At 41.8% G+C, this 20,118-nt stretch carries 24 protein-coding genes; 22 read left to right on the top strand and 2 right to left on the bottom strand.

The genetic code is table 11. The features are described 5' to 3' along the window. Nucleotides 1-269 precede the first annotated feature (269 nt). Entirely contained in the window at nucleotides 270-701 is a 432-nt protein-coding gene (locus tag JOD17_RS13380; protein ID WP_204698342.1) for a universal stress protein, read from the bottom strand. Next, nucleotides 694-1,155: a universal stress protein gene (locus JOD17_RS13375; RefSeq protein ID WP_204698340.1), complete on the bottom strand. Its 462-nt coding sequence runs from the start codon at nucleotides 1,153-1,155 to the stop codon at nucleotides 694-696. The genes JOD17_RS13380 and JOD17_RS13375 overlap by 8 nt, the downstream gene beginning before the upstream one ends. Nucleotides 1,156-1,494: 339 nt before the next feature. Here JOD17_RS13375 and spoIIIAA point away from each other — a divergent pair, with 339 nt between their 5' ends. The 22 genes from spoIIIAA (at nucleotide 1,495) to JOD17_RS13265 (ending at nucleotide 20,116) form a co-directional block, all read left to right on the top strand. After that, entirely contained in the window at nucleotides 1,495-2,400 is a 906-nt protein-coding gene (gene spoIIIAA / locus JOD17_RS13370; RefSeq protein ID WP_204698339.1) for a stage III sporulation protein AA, read from the top strand. After that, nucleotides 2,397-2,909, top strand: a complete 513-nt coding sequence (gene spoIIIAB / locus JOD17_RS13365; RefSeq protein ID WP_338028798.1) for a stage III sporulation protein SpoIIIAB — start codon at nucleotides 2,397-2,399, stop codon at nucleotides 2,907-2,909. Before spoIIIAA ends, spoIIIAB begins: the two co-directional genes overlap by 4 nt. 18 nt (nucleotides 2,910-2,927) lie before the next feature. Beyond that, complete coding sequence (spoIIIAC, locus tag JOD17_RS13360) at nucleotides 2,928-3,137, top strand: stage III sporulation protein AC (RefSeq protein WP_081831515.1); 210 nt, start codon at nucleotides 2,928-2,930, stop codon at nucleotides 3,135-3,137. A 4-nt stretch (nucleotides 3,138-3,141) separates the two neighbouring features. After that, on the top strand, nucleotides 3,142-3,537 hold the full coding sequence (gene spoIIIAD / locus JOD17_RS13355) for a stage III sporulation protein AD (protein ID WP_042359090.1): 396 nt from the start codon (nucleotides 3,142-3,144) through the stop codon (nucleotides 3,535-3,537). Nucleotides 3,538-3,546: 9 nt separating this feature from the next. Further along, nucleotides 3,547-4,788, top strand: coding sequence for a stage III sporulation protein AE (gene spoIIIAE / locus JOD17_RS13350; protein WP_204698365.1), 1,242 nt, complete (start codon nucleotides 3,547-3,549; stop codon nucleotides 4,786-4,788). Nucleotides 4,789-4,795: 7 nt separating this feature from the next. Further along, on the top strand, nucleotides 4,796-5,398 hold the full coding sequence (gene spoIIIAF / locus JOD17_RS13345; RefSeq protein ID WP_169963040.1) for a stage III sporulation protein AF: 603 nt from the start codon (nucleotides 4,796-4,798) through the stop codon (nucleotides 5,396-5,398). After that, nucleotides 5,391-6,041: a stage III sporulation protein AG gene (spoIIIAG, locus tag JOD17_RS13340; RefSeq protein ID WP_204698338.1), complete on the top strand. Its 651-nt coding sequence runs from the start codon at nucleotides 5,391-5,393 to the stop codon at nucleotides 6,039-6,041. The genes spoIIIAF and spoIIIAG overlap by 8 nt, the downstream gene beginning before the upstream one ends. 7 nt (nucleotides 6,042-6,048) lie before the next feature. Then, nucleotides 6,049-6,705, top strand: coding sequence for a SpoIIIAH-like family protein (locus tag JOD17_RS13335; RefSeq protein WP_193745337.1), 657 nt, complete (start codon nucleotides 6,049-6,051; stop codon nucleotides 6,703-6,705). Between the two features lie 147 nt (nucleotides 6,706-6,852). Then, entirely contained in the window at nucleotides 6,853-7,221 is a 369-nt protein-coding gene (locus tag JOD17_RS13330; RefSeq protein WP_169963032.1) for a hypothetical protein, read from the top strand. Between the two features lie 19 nt (nucleotides 7,222-7,240). Continuing rightward, entirely contained in the window at nucleotides 7,241-7,660 is a 420-nt protein-coding gene (locus JOD17_RS13325) for an Asp23/Gls24 family envelope stress response protein (protein WP_042413639.1), read from the top strand. A gap of 26 nt (nucleotides 7,661-7,686) precedes the next feature. Beyond that, nucleotides 7,687-8,121 carry a transcription antitermination factor NusB gene (gene nusB / locus JOD17_RS13320; RefSeq protein ID WP_204698337.1) on the top strand — a complete coding sequence of 145 codons (435 nt, stop codon included), beginning with the start codon at nucleotides 7,687-7,689 and terminating at the stop codon, nucleotides 8,119-8,121. After that, complete coding sequence (gene folD / locus JOD17_RS13315; protein ID WP_204698336.1) at nucleotides 8,096-8,959, top strand: bifunctional methylenetetrahydrofolate dehydrogenase/methenyltetrahydrofolate cyclohydrolase FolD; 864 nt, start codon at nucleotides 8,096-8,098, stop codon at nucleotides 8,957-8,959. Before nusB ends, folD begins: the two co-directional genes overlap by 26 nt. Beyond that, entirely contained in the window at nucleotides 8,946-10,334 is a 1,389-nt protein-coding gene (xseA, locus tag JOD17_RS13310; protein ID WP_204698335.1) for an exodeoxyribonuclease VII large subunit, read from the top strand. Before folD ends, xseA begins: the two co-directional genes overlap by 14 nt. Then, entirely contained in the window at nucleotides 10,312-10,563 is a 252-nt protein-coding gene (gene xseB / locus JOD17_RS13305) for an exodeoxyribonuclease VII small subunit (protein ID WP_255343319.1), read from the top strand. The genes xseA and xseB overlap by 23 nt, the downstream gene beginning before the upstream one ends. Further along, a complete protein-coding gene (locus JOD17_RS13300) occupies nucleotides 10,560-11,453 on the top strand; it encodes a polyprenyl synthetase family protein (RefSeq protein WP_338028796.1) in 894 nt (297 codons plus the stop codon). Before xseB ends, JOD17_RS13300 begins: the two co-directional genes overlap by 4 nt. Before the next feature lie 129 nt (nucleotides 11,454-11,582). Continuing rightward, entirely contained in the window at nucleotides 11,583-13,472 is a 1,890-nt protein-coding gene (gene dxs, locus JOD17_RS13295; RefSeq protein WP_042413647.1) for a 1-deoxy-D-xylulose-5-phosphate synthase, read from the top strand. Nucleotides 13,473-13,474: 2 nt separating this feature from the next. Continuing rightward, nucleotides 13,475-14,278 (top strand): TlyA family RNA methyltransferase, encoded by an 804-nt coding sequence (locus tag JOD17_RS13290; protein ID WP_204698334.1) that lies wholly within the window; start codon nucleotides 13,475-13,477, stop codon nucleotides 14,276-14,278. A 112-nt stretch (nucleotides 14,279-14,390) separates the two neighbouring features. Beyond that, a complete protein-coding gene (gene ahrC, locus JOD17_RS13285) occupies nucleotides 14,391-14,840 on the top strand; it encodes a transcriptional regulator AhrC/ArgR (RefSeq protein WP_042413650.1) in 450 nt (149 codons plus the stop codon). A gap of 18 nt (nucleotides 14,841-14,858) precedes the next feature. Then, on the top strand, nucleotides 14,859-16,577 hold the full coding sequence (gene recN / locus JOD17_RS13280) for a DNA repair protein RecN (protein WP_204698333.1): 1,719 nt from the start codon (nucleotides 14,859-14,861) through the stop codon (nucleotides 16,575-16,577). Nucleotides 16,578-16,728: 151 nt separating this feature from the next. Beyond that, nucleotides 16,729-17,961: a SpoIVB peptidase gene (spoIVB, locus tag JOD17_RS13275; RefSeq protein ID WP_204698332.1), complete on the top strand. Its 1,233-nt coding sequence runs from the start codon at nucleotides 16,729-16,731 to the stop codon at nucleotides 17,959-17,961. Between the two features lie 205 nt (nucleotides 17,962-18,166). Beyond that, nucleotides 18,167-18,958, top strand: a complete 792-nt coding sequence (gene spo0A / locus JOD17_RS13270; protein ID WP_204698331.1) for a sporulation transcription factor Spo0A — start codon at nucleotides 18,167-18,169, stop codon at nucleotides 18,956-18,958. Between the two features lie 234 nt (nucleotides 18,959-19,192). After that, nucleotides 19,193-20,116: a hypothetical protein gene (locus JOD17_RS13265; protein WP_204698330.1), complete on the top strand. Its 924-nt coding sequence runs from the start codon at nucleotides 19,193-19,195 to the stop codon at nucleotides 20,114-20,116. Nucleotides 20,117-20,118: the final 2 nt, after the last annotated feature.

The raw sequence follows: 20,118 nt of genomic DNA, 5'->3' as shown, positions 1-20,118 counted from the left end.
TATACTTTTCACCAAAAAAATCGTCATTGGAACCAATTCAAAGACCATAAGAGAAAGCCTTGGTTCACAGAACCAAGGCTTTCTCGACAATCTGAAAGCACTTTAAACGTTTCTGTTTAAAGTGCTTTTTTTGTTGCAACAAACCACAAGCGTTGTTATATACAGGCGCAGACCAAGTTGTAACGTTTTCTACCTTTCATAAAAAGCGGATGTCTAGATTCTTTTTACATGGAATCTGGAACATCCGTTTTTTTATAAATGGTCTTTCGTTACGCCAGTTTATTTTTTGACGTTTGATTTACGTGAACACCGAGCAACGTGTAGGGAGGGTTTTGAAATAGATCGTGTGAATAATGTTTCACGATTCCCCAGCGATCGGTTTTGACAGCGACGATCAAATCGGCATTCAATTCGTTAATGCGTTTTGACGGTTTGTCAAAGGAAAGGTCAATGTTAATGACTTCAATCCCTTCATCGAGAAGATAAGCTTTGTAATCATTTAACCAAGCGGTTCGCTGTTGTATTAATTGTTGTTTTGATTGAATGTCATTTCGATCTGTGACTGAATCTTTACGTCGGTCAATCGAGTGGGCAAGGATCACATCTTTGTTCCGTTGCTTTGCGATTGTTGCACCCTTTTTGATAGCAGCAAACGAATGATTACCATAATCAACGTAAATGATGAGCGGTAGATTAGGCATATTTCACACCTGCTTTAATGTCCCTAGGCTTTACAACTAAACAGTCGACTTGGCTTTTTTTGATCAGCCCTTTTGAAATGCTGCCTTCTAACGCTTTTTCAATTTTATTGCCCCCGGTGGCTCCGTGAATAATTAAATCAATGTTGTAACGGGGCACGACAGATTTAACAATTTTCTGTACAGGAAGTCCTGTATCAACAATTAGTTTAGCGTTAACACCGGCTGTTGTTGCTTTTTGGTGAAGGTGTGATAAATAATCTGTTGCCATTTGCTTAACTTGTGGTACGAGGTTTTTATCGTACCGAGACATTGCACCATAAGCTTTCGTATTAATGATGCTACATAAATAAAGTGTCGCAGATTCATTTCTCGCAAATGAAATCGCTTCATTGTAAGCATGAAAGGTCGGTTCATTTTCACTATCTAGGCAAACTAAAATGTTCTGATACGCCATGAATTAGCGCTCCTTTCAAAATAACTAAGCGCGACAACGACTGGAATACTAACTTGCTTTTAAGCTAACACCGCTATATACGCGCGTCAACGCTTCTTATCCGCTTTCATTCGATTTGCATGGATTTCACGACGGACTTCGACAAGGTTACTTAAAAATGGTGTTTGAATACTCGTCGTCTTAGTTCTATTTACGAGTTGTACGAATAAAGTGTACAAGCAAGATCCATTTTTGAAATCATGTCAACGAGCTTATTAAAGGGTTTATTCACTGTTGTGATGTTTCAGCACACAAAAATGAATGTTCCTTTTGAAACGGAGTTGAAGATTGGTGTCACTCATGCTTAAGCAAAGCTTAGAATTGCAGTCCATTAAAAACATCGTCGCCTTGCTTCCATACCAGTATCACCAAGAATTAACATCTGTACTCATGAACCATTTCGTTCAAGAGATTCGCCTCCGTCCAAATCAATCAATTGAGGTCGTGTTGGCTGGAGAAAGCTTTTTCTTGAGGAATACGTTGTTTAATGAAGCGGATGCGACATTTGTTTTAAATCAATTAAGTCAACATTCCATTTACGCTTTCGAAGAAGAATTGCGTCATGGCTTTTTAACGTTACGAGGCGGGCACAGAGTTGGGATTGCTGGAGAAGCGGTTGTGGAGAAAGGCGTCGTAAAGACAATTAAACATATTCGCACGTTTAACATTCGAATTAGTCGAGCGCTGGAGAAGGTTAGTGTTCCATACCTTCAAGGCCTATATGAAGGCAGGTGGAAAACATCAATTATTGCAGGTCCTCCTCAATCTGGGAAAACGACGATTCTTCGTGACCTTGCAAAAATAATGAGCAATGGTTATGAGCGTCTTAACATTCCGCCGCAGAAGGTTGCGATCGTTGATGAACGAAGTGAAATTGCCGCTTCATTTGAAGGTACACCGCAACATGATGTTGGGAAACGCACGGATGTACTGGATCGTTGTCCGAAAGCAGAAGGGATGATGATGCTTATACGCTCGATGAGTCCGAACGTCATCATCGTTGATGAGGTCGGAAGTGAAGCTGATATAAGGGCAATTGAGGAAGCTGCGAGCGCAGGTGTTGCTGTTCTTTGTAGTGCACATGCAAAGTCAATGAATGACTTAGAAGCGAGAGGGATAATCAGTTCTGATACGTTTGAAGGAATCCTTTTGCTCAACGATAAAAAGGAAGGTCACTTTGTGCATAAGAAAAGAGGCAAGTTGTGAGGTGGATCGGTGCCATCATTTTGTTAGTAGGCATGACTGCGATCGGGTTTGAATGGGCAAGACGCTTGTCACAACGATCGAAGCAAATTCGTGAATTAACGACTGCATTGCAACATTTTGAGGCAGAAGTCATGTACGGTCACACACCGCTCATTCATGTTGCTAATCGAATATCCTCAACCGTTTCAAGTCCGCTTTCGCAGTTTTTCAAAGACTTTGGAACCCGATTAAAAGAAGGAAATCATGACGTTCAAAGTGCTTGGCAAGAAAGCATAGCGATCAATTGGGATAAAACAGCCATGAAAATAAAAGAAAAAGAAGCGCTCCTGCAATTTGGTCAAACGCTCGGCCAGCATGGCCGTTATGAGCAACAAAAATACATTCAATTAACACTTACACATTTACGGGCTGAAGAAATAAATGCACGAGAAGAACAACTAAGATATGAGCGCATGGCGAAGTCTCTCGGGTTTTTAGGAGGCTTGCTTGCAATTATCGTCATGATCTAGGCAAAAGGAGGGATCGCGGTGGGATACGATGTGGATACAATATTCCAGATTGCTGGAATTGGGATCGTCGTTGCGATGATTCACACCGTTTTAAAGCAGATGGGCAAAGAAGATTGGGCACATTGGGTGACGTTAATCGGGTTTATTGTCGTTTTGTATATGGTCGCGACAATCGTCGATGATTTATTTACAAAAATCAGAAGTGTCTTTTTATTTATAGGATCGTAATTTTATGTCTATAGACATGATTCAAATCGTTGGCTTTGGCCTAATCTCTGCGTTTTTAGCAATGATTTTAAAAGAGCAAAAGCCAGCGTTCGCTTTTTTATTGACGCTCTTTGTTGGCGCAATGATTTTCTTGTTTCTGTTGGACCACATTGTCATGGCCTTCCAACTCGTCGAAACGTTAGCAACGCATGCAAACATCAATATGGTTTATTTGCAAACGATGTTAAAAATTATCGGGATTGCTTACATTGCCGAGTTCGGTGCACAGATTGCAAGAGACGCTGATCAAGGAGCGATTGCCCAAAAAATTGAACTTGCCGGAAAGGTGCTAATCGTCGTCATGGCCATCCCGATTTTTAATGTGCTCATTGAAACGGTGATTTCCTTAATTCCAGGGTAAGAAAGAGTGATGCAAGTGAAACGGTTCATCACACTACTCGTTGCCACAACCGTCTTTTTTCTTTTTCCAACCACGAGCTTTGCAGAAGACGATTCACTGACGTTTCCAAATGACTCGTCAACCTATACGGAAGAGGAGCATCAAGTAGAAGCGCAAGATGAGATTACTGAACAAATGGACGAGCAACTCGATCGTCTCGGATTTTCGGAAATAGAAACGTTTTGGGAAGACATTCGACGTGATTACGAGTCATTTCTTCCAGAAAGCCAAAAAGCACCATTTACAGAATTTCTTCAAGGCGAGCATACATTTAATCCGATGGAATGGTTAAAAGCGTTGCTCAGCTACTTGTTCCATGAACTCACCGCAAACATTGCACTACTCGGTACGCTCATTTTACTAGCTGTATTTAGCATGGTGCTACGAGCGTTGCAAAATGCCTTTGAGCATGACGCGGTTAGTAAAGTTGCTTATGGCGTAACGTTTACTGTGCTGATCGTCATTAGCATGAACAGTTTTTATATTGCAATGAGTTACGCACAAGAAGCGGTTGCAAACATGGTTCACTTTATGATCTCACTGTTGCCGATGGTACTCGCTCTTTTAGCGATGACTGGAGCGGCTACATCAGCAGCGCTTTTTCATCCACTAATTATCGTTCTTGTTAATACGAGTGGTCTGTTAATTGAACGGTTTGTATTGCCATTGTTGTTTGTTTCAGCAATCGTTAGCGTCGTCAGTAGTATGAGTGAGAAGTTTCAATTAACGAGACTTGCTACACTCATTCGAAATGTTGCAATGGGAACACTCGGTGCGTTCTTGACGATCTTTTTAGCAACAATCTCTGTTCAAGGTGCAACATCAGCGGTTCATGATGGGGTCACGCTTCGTACTGCAAAGTACATTGCCGGTAATTTCGTGCCCGTTGTAGGGCGAATGTTTACTGATGCAACAGACACCGTCATTGGAGCATCGCTCTTACTGAAAAATACAATTGGACTAGCAGGCCTTGCGATCTTGTTTGTTATTACTGTTTTTCCAGCGCTGAAAATTCTAGCACTTGCGATCACGTTTCAAATTACGAGCGCAATCATGCAACCACTTGGCGGAGGTGCGCTTGGTTCGGTAATGAGCTTGTTTGCTAAAACAGTTATGTTCATGTTTGCCGCTGTTTCGGTCGTCTGTTTAATGTTTTTCTTAGCTGTAACGATCATAATATCATCAGGCAATTTAGCGTTGATGGTGAGGTGATACGAAAATGGAATATTTTCATGATTGGGTAACGACACTCATCGTATTTTTATTGTTAGCGATTATTTTGGAGTTGTTATTACCAACGTCAACGATGAAGCGTTATGCGGACCTTGTTCTTGGTCTTATGATGATCGTACTTCTTTTGCAACCGGTATTTGATCTTGTTCATACAGACCCTTCAGAGTGGTTTGATTTAAATGGATTTTCATTTTACGAAGGAGCAACTGAAATGGAAAATAAAATAAATCAAGAGAAAATAGAAATACAAGCCGCACATGATGCATATATCTCAGAACAAGTAGCTGCTCGTCTTAGCAGTGAAGCACAAGCAGAGCTTGAAGGAGAGTTCGACCTGTCCTTTCGCGCAATTTCTGTACATGAAGGAGGGATCAACGTCTTAGTAAGTGATGCGGATGACCAAAGAAATACGTCCGTTGCAGCAATCGAACCGGTAAAAGAAGTAACAGTCAATGCGCATGAAACTGTAGAAGAGACAGTAGATGAGGATTCAATACTAAGCGAAGTGCGTGCTCGCCTTGCAGAAATTTGGGAGGTTGATGAGCAAATGATACAAGTCAGCCTTGAGGAGGAGGGGCTGAATGGCTAATAAGGACACTTCAAAATTCAAAGAATTAATCAGCCAATCGTCAAATGGCCCGAAAAAAATCCGTTGGTATTACATCGTAGGACTTATCGTTCTTGGGCTATTGCTCATGATGATCGGGACAAGTGGTGACGATGAAGATGATGGGATGTTGCAAAATGGTGAAGTGCAAAATGAACCGGTGGCAAGAAATACTGAACAATCCAAACCGTCAGCGAATGCTGCAACCGAATTTCAACTCATTGAACAAGCTTATGGGGAACGGTTGCAACAAGCACTAGAAACCATTGACGGAATCTCAAACGTGGACGTCGTCGTTAATGTAAAAGAAACCGAGAGCAAAGTGTATGAGAAGGATCGCAGCATTCGTCAACAAACAACGGATGAAGCAGATACAGAAGGTGGAAACCGTACGCTTGATGAAGGAACAGAGGAAGAGACACTCGTTCTCGTTCAACAAGGGGGAACTGAAGAACCACTTCTTATCCGTGTTGATAAACCAGATGTTACTGGGGTTCTAGTCGTCGCTAATGGAGTCGAGAGTATGCAAAGAAAAGAATGGGTAATAGAGGCGGTCACGAGAACACTTGATGTTCCTGCTCACCGCGTATCTGTAATGCCTAAACAACTTGGAAAGGATGAGTGATTTGGTCTTGAAAAAACAAACAGTTTGGTTGTTAACAATGTTAAGTTTAGTTGCAGTTTTAGGAGTTTACTTCTTTGGGCCACAAAGCCCTACGACGCAAGAAGCGTCCCTGATTAACGATAATCAATCGTTAGAGGATTTCGAAGGTGAACTTTGGGAGCAATATTTAGAAGAAAACCCAGATCAAGCTGTCGTCGTTGAAGAGTGGAATGGTGAAATCGAAGGTGTAAATGAAGATGAGCCAGCTGACGATGAAGGAAATGAAGAAGGAAACGAAGAGACGGACAGTGTCGATGTTGCGGCAGGATTAGATGGAAGTGAAACGTTTAGTGCTTTACGAATCGAACGTGAAGAAGCGCGTAGTGAAGCACGTGAAGCGAATACGAATACCATTGCTTCAAGTGACACGACTACTGAGCAAAAAAATAGTGCGCATGAACAAAACGAAGCGCTTCAAAAAATTAGCGAGCAAGAATCAAACCTTGAACAACGCATTGCAGCACAAGGTTATGAAGATGTACTCGTAATGAGTGACACGGATGAAGTGAAAGTTTTTGTTCAAACAGAAGAACTTTCTAAAGCTGAAGTTGTAGAAATTAATCGCATTGCACAAGAGCAAATCGGTAATCGTTCTGTAGCAGTTTCTTACCATATGAATCAATAATAGAAAAGGGGAATCATTCGATCAATGATCGGTGATTCCCTTTTCTTGTGATCGTTTTTCCCTAACAGGTGAAATCACTCATCTATCGTGATATAATCAACTGATGACAAACCCTTGTAATGGTTAGAAGTTAGGAGATGGCACTTCATGGAATGGAACGACTTAACAGAAGGTGCAAAGTCAATACTAGAACAAACACGAAATTTAAAAAACGACAACATTCAAATCGTAGAATTTGAAGTTGGTTATGTGGAAGAGGCAACAGAGGAAAACCCTCACCCTGTTTCGATTCAAGAAGAAGATTATGATAGCTTAAAGCGATATACAAAAGAAAACGAATATGATGAGAGTTATCATATGGCAAGAAACAAAAACATCGTGAAGATCATTTTACTTGAAACGAAGAAGATTCCAGACAATCTCTCGGAATACCCAGTGTTCAGACATTATCGAATGGATCGTTTGCGTGAAGAGCAAGAGAAACAGCTTGAAGAACAGTCTAGTGATCAAGAGTAATGATTAGGAGGGCGACACGATGAATGAATATCAACTACTTGACCTTGAAGAACAAGAGAACGATTTAGGCAAGGTAGAAATTTCACCAGAAGTTATTGAAGTCATTGCCGGATTAGCTGCATCAGAGATTGAAGGTGTATCAACGTTAAGAGGCAACTTTGCATCAGACGTTGCCGAGCGTTTTGGTAAGAAGATGCACGGTAAGGGTGTAAAAGTAGAGCTTGGAGAAGAAGGTGTAACGATTGATGTTACCGTTGTAGCATATTATGGAATTTCTGTTCCAGATGTTGCAATTAAAGTTCAAAAGAACATTCAGCAAGCGCTTGAGACGATGACAGCCATTGCGCTTGAGAGCATCAATGTGCATGTCGTTGGCATTCACTTTGAGAAAGAAGAAGAAGCGAATGAAGCATTTGTACCCGAGCGTCTATCAGAATAATACGCTCGCAAATAAAGGAGTAAAGCATGAATCGTAGATGGGCAAGAGTTCGAGCTGTACAAGCTCTTTTTCAAGTTGAAATGACAGGCGTAAACTGGAAGGAAGCTCTCCGGTTTGCGCTTGATGAAGATGAAATCAGTGATGAGTATTTAGACGACGTGATTCCAGGCACGTTAGATAACCTTGACGTCATTGATGCACAAATCAAAGAACAGCTGCAGCATTGGACAGTTGAACGTTTAAACAATGTCGACTTCGCCGTGCTTCGCTTAGCAGTGTACGAATTGATGCATCGAGATGATATTCCACCTCACGTAACGCTAAACGAAGCAATTAACACTGCGAAAGCATTCGGTGAGGAAGAAGCAGGCCGATTCGTAAACGGAGTGCTTGCGACGATCTTAAAGAACTATCCAAAAGAGGCGGGAACTCAAAATGACAGCGAACCTGATCGACGGTAAAGAGATAGCTAAAACAACAAGATCTCGTATTAAAGAAGACGTTGAGCAATTGATTGAGCAAGGAACAATACCTTCTTTGACAGTAATTCTTATTGGAGACGATCCCGCGTCTCATAGTTATGTTAAAGGCAAAGAGCGGGCATGTGAACAAGCCGGCATTACGTCTGTCGTTAAAAGACACCCGGAGTCATTTACAGAAGCCGAGCTCGTGGAAGAAATTCGTACGCTAAACGAAGACTCTTCTGTACATGGTATTCTCGTGCAGTTACCGTTACCTAAACACATCGATGAGACTGTCGTACTCGATGAGATTTCCCCTCATAAAGATGTTGACGGTTTTCATCCTGAAAATGTCGGACAACTTCTTTCTGGCGGCGAAGGATTCGTGCCGTGCACACCCCTTGGTATTATTGAAATGCTCAAGTTAACAGGTATTGAGATTGAAGGCAAACATGCGGTCATTGTTGGACGAAGTAACCTTGTAGGAAAGCCTGTAGGGCAGCTTTTGCTCAATGAAAACGCAACAGTAACGTATTGCCATTCAAAAACGAAAGACTTGTATAAACATACACTAGATGCAGATATTCTTATTGCAGCTGTAGGTAGACCACAAATGATCGGTGTTGAAGGAATTAAACCAGGAGCATGTGTCATTGATGTTGGTGTTAATCGCGTTGACGGAAAGTTAATCGGTGATGTGCAATTTGATGAAACGAAAGAAATTGCTGGCTGGATTACACCCGTCCCAGGTGGTGTCGGCCCAATGACAATCACGATGCTTCTACACAACACTGTACTTGCAGCTAAAAGGTTGGGTCGCTGTAATGACAGATCATAAGCATCAATCCGTCTCACAAGTTACTAGACAAATCAAGACGTTACTTGAAACGAGTCCTTCATTGGAGCGTGTATTCATTTACGGTGAGATTTCAAACTTTAAACATCATAGTCGTGGGCATATGTACTTCACGTTAAAAGACGATCGAGCGCGAATTTCTGCTGTTATGTTTGCAGGAAATAATCGCGCTTTACGTTTTCAACCAGAAAATGGCATGAAAGTGTTCATTACAGGCAATATATCGGTGTATGAACCGTACGGTCAGTATCAATTGTATGTGAAGCAGATGGAGCCAGATGGAATTGGTCAACTTTATCTTGCTTATGAACAATTAAAAGGCAAGTTGGAGCGAGAGGGCTATTTTGATCCCATGTTAAAAAAGCCATTGCCTCGTTTTCCTAAAGAAGTTGCCGTTGTGACTTCGAAAACAGGCGCGGTTATTCGAGACATTTATACGACGATCAAACGTCGTTATCCAATTGCTTTAATTACACTTTATCCTGTAGCTGTACAAGGACCTAATGCGGTTCCATCCATTATTCGTGCGTTAAGACAAGCAGACCAAAGTCAAGCAGATGTTATTATCGCTGGTCGTGGAGGAGGTTCCATCGAGGAGCTTTGGGCATTTAATGATGAAGAGCTTGTGAAGACAACGCATTCATTAAACACGCCAATTATCTCAGCCGTTGGCCATGAAACCGATGTGACATTGCACGATTTTGTGGCGGACGTTCGTGCCGCTACGCCGACAGCAGCTGCTGAGCTAGCCGTTCCTTCTTTACAAGAATGGAACGATAAATTACTCGTTAACCATCGACGGTTACAAAAAGCCACGAACCAACAACTCGTTAGTAAAAGAGATCGGTTACGTCGTTTTCAATCTTCATATGCCTTTAAATACCCTGCGCAACTGTTACGCCAGAAAGAACAAGAGCTTGATCGTTCGTTAGAACAGTTAAATCGGGCAACAAAGCGACTTGTAACAGAACGTAAACAGTACGAAGAACAGTTACTTAATCGCCTTAAACGGGTAAACCCATATGAGTTGTATCAACAGAAATCAGAAGCGTTACAACGCTTAGATGACAAACTGCACCGTGCTTTAAAACATCAGTACTCTGACAAAGCAAATCGATATGATCAGCTTATTGCAAAGTTAACGATTCTTAATCCGTTAGGTACGCTCAAGCGTGGGTATTCAGCGACGTATTCTAACGAAGAACTCGTTACAAAAGCAGCCGATGTGAGTGTTGGCGACTCAATCACCGTTCATGTGCAAGACGGACAGATTGAAGGTGTTGTCAAAGAAATACAAAACAACCCAGACGGGATGTTGAAAGGAGTAGAACACCGTGACGAATCAAACAACCAATGATGAGAAGCTGACATTTGAACAAGCAATGACGTCTCTTGAAGAGATAATTAATCAATTAGAAGCAGGCGATGTCCCGCTTGAAAAAGCGATTGATATGTACCAACAAGGCATGACACTGTCAAAACAATGCCATGAACAACTCCAACATGTTGAAAAGAAAATGGACCAAATCGTCAATGAGGATGGGGAAGTAGAGGCTTTTCAAATGAGTGAGGAGGATCGCACGTGACCAATACTGCGGTTGAGCGCTTACTACAGGAGCATGTGCCTGTTATAACGAAAACGATGATTGATCACATCGAAAGTGTTGATTGTCCAAAGCAAATTAAAGAAGCGATGCTTTATTCGTTAAACGCAGGCGGAAAGAGAATTCGCCCAATACTGCTCGTTGCTACTGCAAAAAGTTATGGCAATGTATCACAAGCGGCATACAACGTTGGAGCAGCACTGGAAATGATTCACACCTATTCACTTATCCATGACGACTTGCCGAGTATGGATGATGATGATTATCGTAGAGGCAAACCAACGAACCATCGTGTGTATGGTGAGGCGTTTGCGATTCTAGCAGGTGACGCTCTTCTAACGGAAAGCTTTGCACTCATTAGTTCAATCGCTGAAGATGAAATGACTCCTCGTGACTTATTATGGCTCACGAAGCGCTTATCTGAAGCGAGTGGAGCTCGTGGAATGGTTGGTGGTCAGGTTGAAGACATTGAGGGTGAAGACCGCTCATTAACTCTTCTAGAACTTGAATGGATTCATCGCCACAAAACCGGTGCACTCCTAGAATTTGCAGTGGAAGCTGGAGGAGTGATCGGTCAAGCACCAGAAAGGGACCTTGAATACCTTCGAACATTTGCGAAACATTTAGGTCTTGCTTTCCAAATTAAAGATGATATTTTGGACATTGAAGGTGACGAAGCACTGATCGGTAAGCCAACGGGTAGTGACACGTCCAATAAAAAGAGTACGTATCCGAGCTTGTTAACACTAGAAGGTGCAAAAGAGAAACTCAATCAACATATCACCACTGCAGAAGATGCGCTAGAGCGGTTGTCGATTGAGGCAGATGATCTATTACAAATTCTTCATTACGTTGCAAAACGTGACCGATAAACGTGTAAACTCTTTTCGTTGGCTTTTTCGATTAAGAAAAAGTACAATAAAGGACAACACATGGATTGTTAAGGATTGAAGAATACTAACAAATCATCGCTGATTTTATAAAGAAAGTGGGGATAAGGCATGAATTTAGAAGCCATTCAAGATCCCGAGTTTTTAAGAAGTTATTCGACGAAACAATTAAAAGAACTTGCAACTGAGATTCGTTCATTTCTTGTGAACAAATTATCCGTTACTGGTGGGCATTTAGGTCCGAACCTTGGAGTTGTCGAACTGACGTTAATGCTCCATAAAATGTACGAAAGTCCAAAGGATAAATTTCTGTTTGATGTCGGTCATCAAGCATACGTTCATAAGATTTTAACGGGTAGAGCCGATCGTTTTGACACGCTAAAACAATACCAAGGCTTATGCGGGTACCCAAAAATGACTGAAAGTGAGCATGACGTTTGGGAAGCTGGTCATAGCTCGACATCACTTTCCGCTGCAATGGGAATGGCACTTGCACGTGATCTTAAAAAAGAACAGTTCCATGTCGTTCCTGTCATTGGTGATGGGGCGTTAACTGGTGGAATGGCGCTTGAGGCGCTTAACCATATCGGTCATGAGCAAGTCGATTTGACAGTCGTTCTTAACGACAATGAAATGTCCATTGCTCCAAATGTCGGTGCGCTTCACAACATTCTAGGACGACTCCGTTCAAATGGTGGATACAAGCGTACGAAAGAAGACTTGGAGTACTTAATCAAGAAGATTCCAGCACTTGGTGGTCCAATCTCGTCTACTGCAGAGCGTCTTAAAGATAGTTTAAAGTACTTGCTATCAAAGGGAATGTTCTTTGAAGAAATGGGCTTTACGTATTACGGACCAATTGATGGCCATGACTTTGATGACCTTCATCGCCATATTCAATACGCAAAGAAGACGAAAGGTCCAGTCATTTTGCATGTGCTCACGAAAAAAGGAAAAGGCTACGAACCAGCGGAACTCGACGCTAGTGGTGCGTGGCATGGACCTGGTCCGTACGCAATTGAATCTGGAGATATGCAAAAGAAGTCAGGACCTCCAGCTTATAGTGCAGTATTTAGCGATACGGTCGCAAAGATTGCAGAAACAGACGAGCGTGTTGTTGCAATTACAGCAGCAATGCCAGGTGGTACAAAATTAGACCGATTTGCGAGCAAATTCCCTGACCGTATGTTTGACGTAGGAATTGCGGAACAGCATGCAACAACGATGGCTGCAGGTATTGCAACGCAAGGGTTAAAACCGGTGTTTGGTGTGTACTCTACGTTTTTACAACGGGGCTATGATCAGCTCGTACACGATGTATGTAGACAGAATTTAAATGTCATTTTTGGAATCGATCGCTCAGGTCTTGTTGGTGGTGACGGAGAGACACATCAAGGTGTATTTGATATCAATTATATGCGCCATCTCCCGAACATGAAGATTCTAATGCCTAAAGACGAAAATGAATTGCAGCATATGATCTACACGGCGTATAAGAACGATGATGGTCCAATGGCTGTTCGTTACCCTCGTGGTAATGGATATGGTGTTCATATGGACGAAGAGTTACAAGCTGTACCGGTTGGGCAATGGCCAGTCGTTAAAGAAGGTAGCGATGCTGTCATTTTAGCTTTCGGAACGATGCTTCCATTAGCAGAAGAAGCAGCAGAGTACATGGAACAAAACGGTGTTTCAGTACGTGTTGTGAATGCAAACTCTGCAAAGCCGCTTGATGAAAAGCAACTCCGTGAAATTGGGGAAGAAGGCTTACCAATTTTAACGATTGAAGAAGCAGCTTTACTTGGAGGCTTTGGAAGTGCTGTGCTTGAATTTTTACATGACGAGCAACTTGCATCGATGCCAGTGAAGCGAATGGGAATTCCAGATCGTTACATTGAGCACGGCAGTGTCGGCTTAATCTATGAAGAACTTGGGTTAACGACTTCTGAAGTGATTAATGAATTGAAACAGTTAATCCCTAGCAAAATGAAAAGAGCGTAACCATGGCGAATAAAAAAGAACGTGTAGACGTGCTACTCGTCGAACGAGGACTCGTCGATACACGAGAAAAAGCGAGACGGTCAATTATGGCTGGTCTCGTTTATTCTGATTTTGAACGAATTGATAAGCCCGGCACGAAAATGGACACGTCAACGACGCTTTATGTAAAAGGCGAAGAATGTGTATACGTAAGTCGCGGTGGACTAAAACTAGAAAAAGCCATCCAATCATTTAATCTTAATCTAACGGATCAGTTAATATTAGATGTTGGGGCATCAACGGGTGGATTTACCGATTGCGCCCTACAAAATGGTGCAAAAGAAGTCTATGCTGTTGATGTAGGGTATAACCAGCTTCATTGGAAGCTCCGTTCTGATGAGCGGGTGCATGTGATGGAAAGAATGAACTTTCGGTATGCGGATGCGGAAGATTTTACGAGTGGCCAACCGGATTTTGCGGTTTGTGATGTTTCTTTTATCTCGCTAAAACATATTTTTCAGCCGATGGCGCGCATTCTAAAAGAGACCGGTCAAGCAGTCGTTCTCATTAAGCCACAATTTGAAGCTGGTCGTGAAGAGGTTGGTAAGAAGGGGATTGTTCGTGATGCGAAAATCCATAAACGTGTTATTCAAGAAGTGATTGATTTTGCTTTTTCGAATCAACTGTATGCGAAAGGTCTAGACGTCTCTCCGATTACAGGTGCAGGCGGGAATGTAGAATTCTTGCTTTACCTGTCTAAAATGCCAACTTCTAACCAAATAACGGATCAAGTGATCATTCAAGTAGTACAAGATGCGCATAAATGATGTTCATTGTTGACGATTGTTGTTTAATTATACAAAAATCGGTATAATCATCAATGAAAGTCAAACATGAAGGTGCAACTTGTACTTTCTTGTGTCAAGGAGGAAGGCAATCGTGACTAAAGGACAACGACACGTTAAAATTAGAGAGTTAATAAATACAAAACCAATTGATACGCAAGAGGAACTTGTGGATGAATTAAAAGCAGCGGGCTTTAACGTTACACAAGCGACCGTTTCAAGAGACATTAAAGAATTACATCTTGTAAAAGTGCCAACGCTTGAGGGGCATTACAAGTATAGCTTACCAGCAGACCAACGATTTAACCCAGAGCAGAAGCTACGTCGGAATTTGTTCGATAGTTTTGTCAGCATCGACCAAGCGAGTCATTTCATTATTATGAAGACGTTACCTGGGAATGCGCAAGCAATTGGTTCCCTTATTGATCATTTAGATTGGGACGAGATTATGGGGACCGTTTGCGGGGACGATACGATCTTAATGATCTGCAAAGATCCCGAACAAGCACCTGTCGTCTCATCCAAGTTTTTAGAGATGTTGTAAAAGGAAGTAGGTGTAGTCATGATTGAGGAGTTGACGATCCGTAATTTTGCGATTATCGATGAACTTTCTTTGTCTTTTTCGACTGGATTGACTGTATTAACAGGGGAAACGGGTGCTGGTAAATCGATTATTATCGATGCACTAGGTCTGTTAGCAGGTGGACGTTCATCTGTAGACTTCGTCCGATATGGCAGTCAAAAAGCCGAAATTGAAGGGCTGTTTCGAGTGACAAAGTACCATCCAGTTATTGACATATTAGATGAAGCCGGCATATCAATCGAAGATGAAATGGTCATCATCAAGCGAGAGATTAATGATAAGGGCAAAAGTACGTGTCGAGTGAATGGTCAACTTGTGACACTAACAATGCAAAGAGCCGTTGGTCAGACGCTAATTGACATTCACGGTCAACATGAACATCAAGAGCTGTTACAAATGGACAAGCATAGTCACATGATTGATACGTATGCCGGAGGCGATTTACAAGCGACTAAGGATCTTTATCAACAATCATTTCGCGAGTTGCAAGAGATTCAAGCGGATTTAAAGCGACTACGAGACAATGATCGGGAAAATGTCCAGCGACTCGATTTAATTCAGTACCAGTTAGAAGAAATTCAAAACGCGAACGTCAATGGATCTGAAGATGAAGAACTTGAACGAGAGCGTTTTAAATTGGCAAATATGGAGAAGCTTTTTTCTCAATTACAACAGGCATTTGAATCTTTATACGGCGAGAGTAGTGGGCTTGAGAGTATCCGAGAGGCGATGATTTCTCTTAATGAAGCCGCTGCAATCGACAAAGAATTAAGTGAACTTGATGAGTCACTCTCTTCGAATTTTTACTTATTAGAAGAAGTGACGTTTGCTCTTCGAGATCATTTGGAGCAGCTCGACTTTGATCCTGAACGACTCAATGAAATCACAATTCGTCTTGATGAATTAAACCAACTAAAGCGTAAATACGGTTCAACATTGCAAGACGTCATAGAATACGCAAAAAACATTGAGGATGAATCACAAGAGCTCATGCATCTTGACGAACGTATTTCTCAGTATGAAACGCGTTTAAAGGAAGTTGGTATTCAAGCGGTACATTTAGTGAAAGAATTATCAACGAAGCGCAAAAACGCGGCGACACAATTATCGTCTGCGATCGAGAAAGAACTTCAAGATTTGTATATGGAAAAAACGACATTTTCAGTTCAATGCAAAAATCATTCACGAGGCTTGACGGTTCAAACAGATGATCAAGAAGTGGTTCTCTCAGAAGATGGAGCTGAGCGTTTAGAGTTTTATCTATCACCGAATCCAGGGGAACCAGAAAAGTCATTAGCCAAAGTTGCTTCTGGTGGTGAGATTTCAAGAATTATGCTTGCGTTAAAGCGTATTCTTACGAATCAAAGCGAGCGAACGTCCCTCATATTTGATGAAGTTGATACGGGCGTGAGTGGTCGAGTTGCTCAAGCGATTGGCGAAAAGATTTATGCGATCTCTTCACAATCACAAGTGCTCTGTATTACACACTTGCCTCAAGTTGCTGCCTTAGCAACAACGCATCTCTATATTCAAAAGCAAGAAGATGAAGGGCGTGTTTCAACATCTGTGACGGAGCTTAACAATCGTTCACGTGTCAATGAAATTGCCAGAATGTTATCAGGAGCAGAAGTGACGAAGAAAACGAAGGAAAGTGCAGAAGAATTGTTACAGTTTGCTCGTACACATTCGGTATCATAAGTTTATTCACAACGTGAAGAACTTTTCTTTTTGTAAAACCGACCAATAAAGGTCGGTTTTTTTTGTTGTTTGGCAGTTATATAAACGTCTCGTCACGGCAACATTATAAGTACGTACAAAACGTACGCGGGAGTAAGGAGTGTGAGACGATGTGTTGAATGATTGGGTAAGAAAAACAGTAGGTATCCTACTTTTGATAGCACTTGTTGCTGTTTTATTTATAGAACCTGTTCAACAATGGACAGAACTGCCGGATGAAGTCGTTTCTGTATCCACAGGTGAGACAGAGCTTGAGATCGAGGAAACGATTCCTGCAAGCTTCGCTGTACAAGGGGAAGATGAAGAAGCAGTTACGGTCTCTGCTGGGACCGTACCAATAAAGAAAATCACAAAGCTTGATCGACCTCATATTGACGTCGTACCAGGGGGACAGTCAATTGGAGTACGATTAAGCGCAAAAGGTGTTCTCGTCGTTGGTTTTCACCTTATTGAAACTGGGGAAGGTGAATCTTCACCTGCGGAAGCTGCAGGCATCAAAAAAGGAGATATCATCGTAAAATTAAATGAGCAACCAGTTGAAGATATGAGAGAAGTGACGTCCATTTTGCGTAACCCAGACCCAGCGACGTCGATTCAAGTAGAACTCATTCGAAATGGTAAAGTTATAACCAAAACGATCGATCGAGCGATGGAAGCATCTGAAGGGCATAAGCAATTAGGCATGTACATTCGTGATTCAGCAGCAGGAGTCGGAACGATGACGTTCTATGAACCTGTTACAGGACGATACGGCGCCCTTGGACATGTAATTTCAGACATTGATACGAAAGAGCCTGTGGCCATACATGAAGGTGAGATCGTTCGATCTTCTGTCCGCTCAATTTCAAAAGGAAAAAATGGTGTTCCTGGCGAAAAGCAAGCTTCGTTAACGACGACAAAAGATGTCCTCGGTACGATTACGAAAAACAATGCTTTCGGTATTTACGGATTGTTGCACGACTATCATGATTTAACGAATGAAGGTCAGAATGCTGTTCCCGTTGGTTATGCTGAAGAAGTTGAAGAAGGACCAGCAAAGATATTAACGGTCGTAGAAAATGAGCAAGTAGAAGAGTTTGATATAGAAATCATTCGATCATCACCACAAAAGCACGCAGCAACAAAAGGGATGATCATCCGAATTACCGATGAAGAGTTACTAGAACGTACGGGTGGAATCGTTCAAGGCATGAGTGGTAGCCCAATAATTCAAAACGGAAAATTAATAGGGGCAGTTACCCACGTATTCGTAAATGATTCGACTTCTGGGTATGGTTCCCATATTGAATGGATGCTTCAAGAAGCAGGCGTTACGCTTGAAGAGATTGAAGAAAAGGCTAGCTAAAAAGCAGCCTTTCCATTCTACATAAGATTATTCGACAATAAGCGTCATTTCATGCGCATTACCATGAAACGTGTAGCTATTTGCAAAATATAAAAGGAATTTACTAAATATCATTGATTTTCTGTATTTTTGAAGGATAATCGCACTTAAGGGAGAAATTTACAACTACCAAACGAATATTAGATGTCATAGAGGAGGCATAATGTTGGAAACAATTAAAGTGTGTATTGCCGACGACAATCGTGAACTCGTACAGATGCTTGAGGAATATGTGAACAACCAAGCAGATATGGAAATTGTGGGGGTCAGTTATAACGGACAAGAATGCATTGAATCCGTTGTTGAACATCAACCTGATGTTTTAATATTAGATATTATTATGCCTTATCTTGATGGGCTTGCTGTGCTAGAAAGGTTGCAACAGAAGTCTTTAAGTAAAAGACCGAAAATTATGATGCTTACCGCTTTTGGGCAAGAAGAAGTAACGAAAAAAGCAGTCAATTTAGGCGCGTCCTATTATATTCTTAAGCCATTTGATATGGAAGTCTTAATTGATAAAATCCGCGACCTTAGTGGACAAGCAACACCACAAATGGGTATGTCACACGGTGGTCGTACACATACGGCAATTAAGCAACCGACGGTTAATTTAGATCAACGCATTACGAACATCATACATGAAATTGGCGTGCCTGCTCATATAAAAGGGTATATGTATATGCGTGAAGCGATTACGATGGTGTATAACGATATCGAATTATTAGGGTCAATTACGAAGGAACTGTATCCTGATATTGCTAAAAAATTCAATACGACGGCTAGTCGTGTTGAACGGGCGATTCGACATGCCATTGAAGTGGCATGGAGTCGAGGGAATATTGATTCCATCTCTCACTACTTCGGGTATACGGTTAGCATGTCTAAAGCAAAACCTACTAACAGTGAATTTATCGCGATGGTGGCAGACAAGCTTCGGATTGAACATAAGGTAAGCTAACGTTGGTTTGGCGGTAGTTACAGTGTCTTGGGAACGTAGCCATTCTCATAAACTTCACGGTGAGATTCTGACAAACTAGTGCAAGATAGTATATACGACTTGCTATTGTAGAGCAACGATAAAGTTGTGGTCTTCTTACGGAGGCTGCAACTTTTTTCGTTTATTTTCATACATATTATTTCCAATTTATAGTACAATCAGCATGAGTATTTCGTATGAGAGGGGGGCGTTTAAATGGATATTCTTTTTATCGGGCTTAGTGTGTTACTTTTCGCACCATTAGCTTTCGGACTACTCGTAACTTTTATCATATTATTCGTGCGCAAGAACAGGCTACGCAAACATTTCGGTATTGCAGCAGGGGCAGTCGCAGGGTTAGCGCTAATTATGATGGTCGTCGGCTTATTTAACATAGACTGGTCGTCAGAGCTAGCAGACGCGGAGGAACGCAACGCGGAACGTGAAGAAGCCGAGGAGCAACGTTTAGTGGACGAAGCAGAGGCGGCAGCCGAGGAAGCAGAGGCTAAAGCGGAAGCAAAACGTATTGCGCAGGAAGATGCAGAAAGAGCAGAGCAAGAGGCGGAAGCCAAGCGCGAAGCTGAACGAGTCGCCGAAGAGGAAGCGGAAGTCGAGCGATTAGCAGAAGAAACAGCGGCGGCCGAGGCGAAAGAAAAAGAAGAAGTAAAACGCGAAGCAGAGCGCATAAAAGCCGAAGAGGAAAAGGCGGCGCGAAAAGCTAAAGAAGAGGAAAAAGCGAGTAAACTTACAGGAGAAGAACTTCTAAACTCACTCGTTATTGAAATCGTTGGAGAAAATAAGGTCAGGGAAGTAAGTATTATGAAAGAAGAAGCTGGTGATTATTTATGGATTGATTTAGATTCGGGAGTGAGTTTTACAGCCAATACACTTGTTTATGGTATGAACAAAGATTATTTAGATATTGGAGAAATACTAATTAATGAAATGGACGATTTTGATCGGGTTAATATCCATTTTCATGGAGAATTTATTGATCAGTACGGTAATGACGTTGAACGACAAGCCTCGCATGTAACTTGGGAATCCGAAGAATTGGCTAAAATGAATTTTGACAATTTATATCCTGACGATGTGCCGAGGCTAGCAACTGGCTACACACTACATCCAGCATTACAGTAAAA

Source organism: Geomicrobium sediminis, from assembly GCF_016908595.1.
Lineage (GTDB): Bacteria > Bacillota > Bacilli > Bacillales > Marinococcaceae > Geomicrobium_A > Geomicrobium_A sediminis.
Note: the sequence above shows the minus strand (reverse complement) of the source record. Positions and strands in the feature narration are given on the sequence as shown.

What these genes read in the sequence shown, in the direction of transcription:
- JOD17_RS13325 (WP_042413639.1), top strand. Translation starts at nt 7,241, where the DNA reads ATGAATGAATATCAACTACTTGACCTTGAAGAACAAGAGAACGATTTA.
- nusB (WP_204698337.1), top strand. Translation starts at nt 7,687, where the DNA reads ATGAATCGTAGATGGGCAAGAGTTCGAGCTGTACAAGCTCTTTTTCAA.
- xseA (WP_204698335.1), top strand. Translation starts at nt 8,946, where the DNA reads ATGACAGATCATAAGCATCAATCCGTCTCACAAGTTACTAGACAAATC.
- recN (WP_204698333.1), top strand. Translation starts at nt 14,859, where the DNA reads ATGATTGAGGAGTTGACGATCCGTAATTTTGCGATTATCGATGAACTT.
- spoIIIAD (WP_042359090.1), top strand. Translation starts at nt 3,142, where the DNA reads ATGTCTATAGACATGATTCAAATCGTTGGCTTTGGCCTAATCTCTGCG.
- JOD17_RS13380 (WP_204698342.1), bottom strand. Translation starts at nt 701, where the DNA reads ATGCCTAATCTACCGCTCATCATTTACGTTGATTATGGTAATCATTCG.
- JOD17_RS13290 (WP_204698334.1), top strand. Translation starts at nt 13,475, where the DNA reads ATGGCGAATAAAAAAGAACGTGTAGACGTGCTACTCGTCGAACGAGGA.
- spoIIIAA (WP_204698339.1), top strand. Translation starts at nt 1,495, where the DNA reads ATGCTTAAGCAAAGCTTAGAATTGCAGTCCATTAAAAACATCGTCGCC.
- spoIIIAG (WP_204698338.1), top strand. Translation starts at nt 5,391, where the DNA reads ATGGCTAATAAGGACACTTCAAAATTCAAAGAATTAATCAGCCAATCG.
- spoIIIAF (WP_169963040.1), top strand. Translation starts at nt 4,796, where the DNA reads ATGGAATATTTTCATGATTGGGTAACGACACTCATCGTATTTTTATTG.
- JOD17_RS13265 (WP_204698330.1), top strand. Translation starts at nt 19,193, where the DNA reads ATGGATATTCTTTTTATCGGGCTTAGTGTGTTACTTTTCGCACCATTA.
- JOD17_RS13375 (WP_204698340.1), bottom strand. Translation starts at nt 1,155, where the DNA reads ATGGCGTATCAGAACATTTTAGTTTGCCTAGATAGTGAAAATGAACCG.
- dxs (WP_042413647.1), top strand. Translation starts at nt 11,583, where the DNA reads ATGAATTTAGAAGCCATTCAAGATCCCGAGTTTTTAAGAAGTTATTCG.
- spoIIIAE (WP_204698365.1), top strand. Translation starts at nt 3,547, where the DNA reads ATGCAAGTGAAACGGTTCATCACACTACTCGTTGCCACAACCGTCTTT.
- JOD17_RS13330 (WP_169963032.1), top strand. Translation starts at nt 6,853, where the DNA reads ATGGAATGGAACGACTTAACAGAAGGTGCAAAGTCAATACTAGAACAA.
- folD (WP_204698336.1), top strand. Translation starts at nt 8,096, where the DNA reads ATGACAGCGAACCTGATCGACGGTAAAGAGATAGCTAAAACAACAAGA.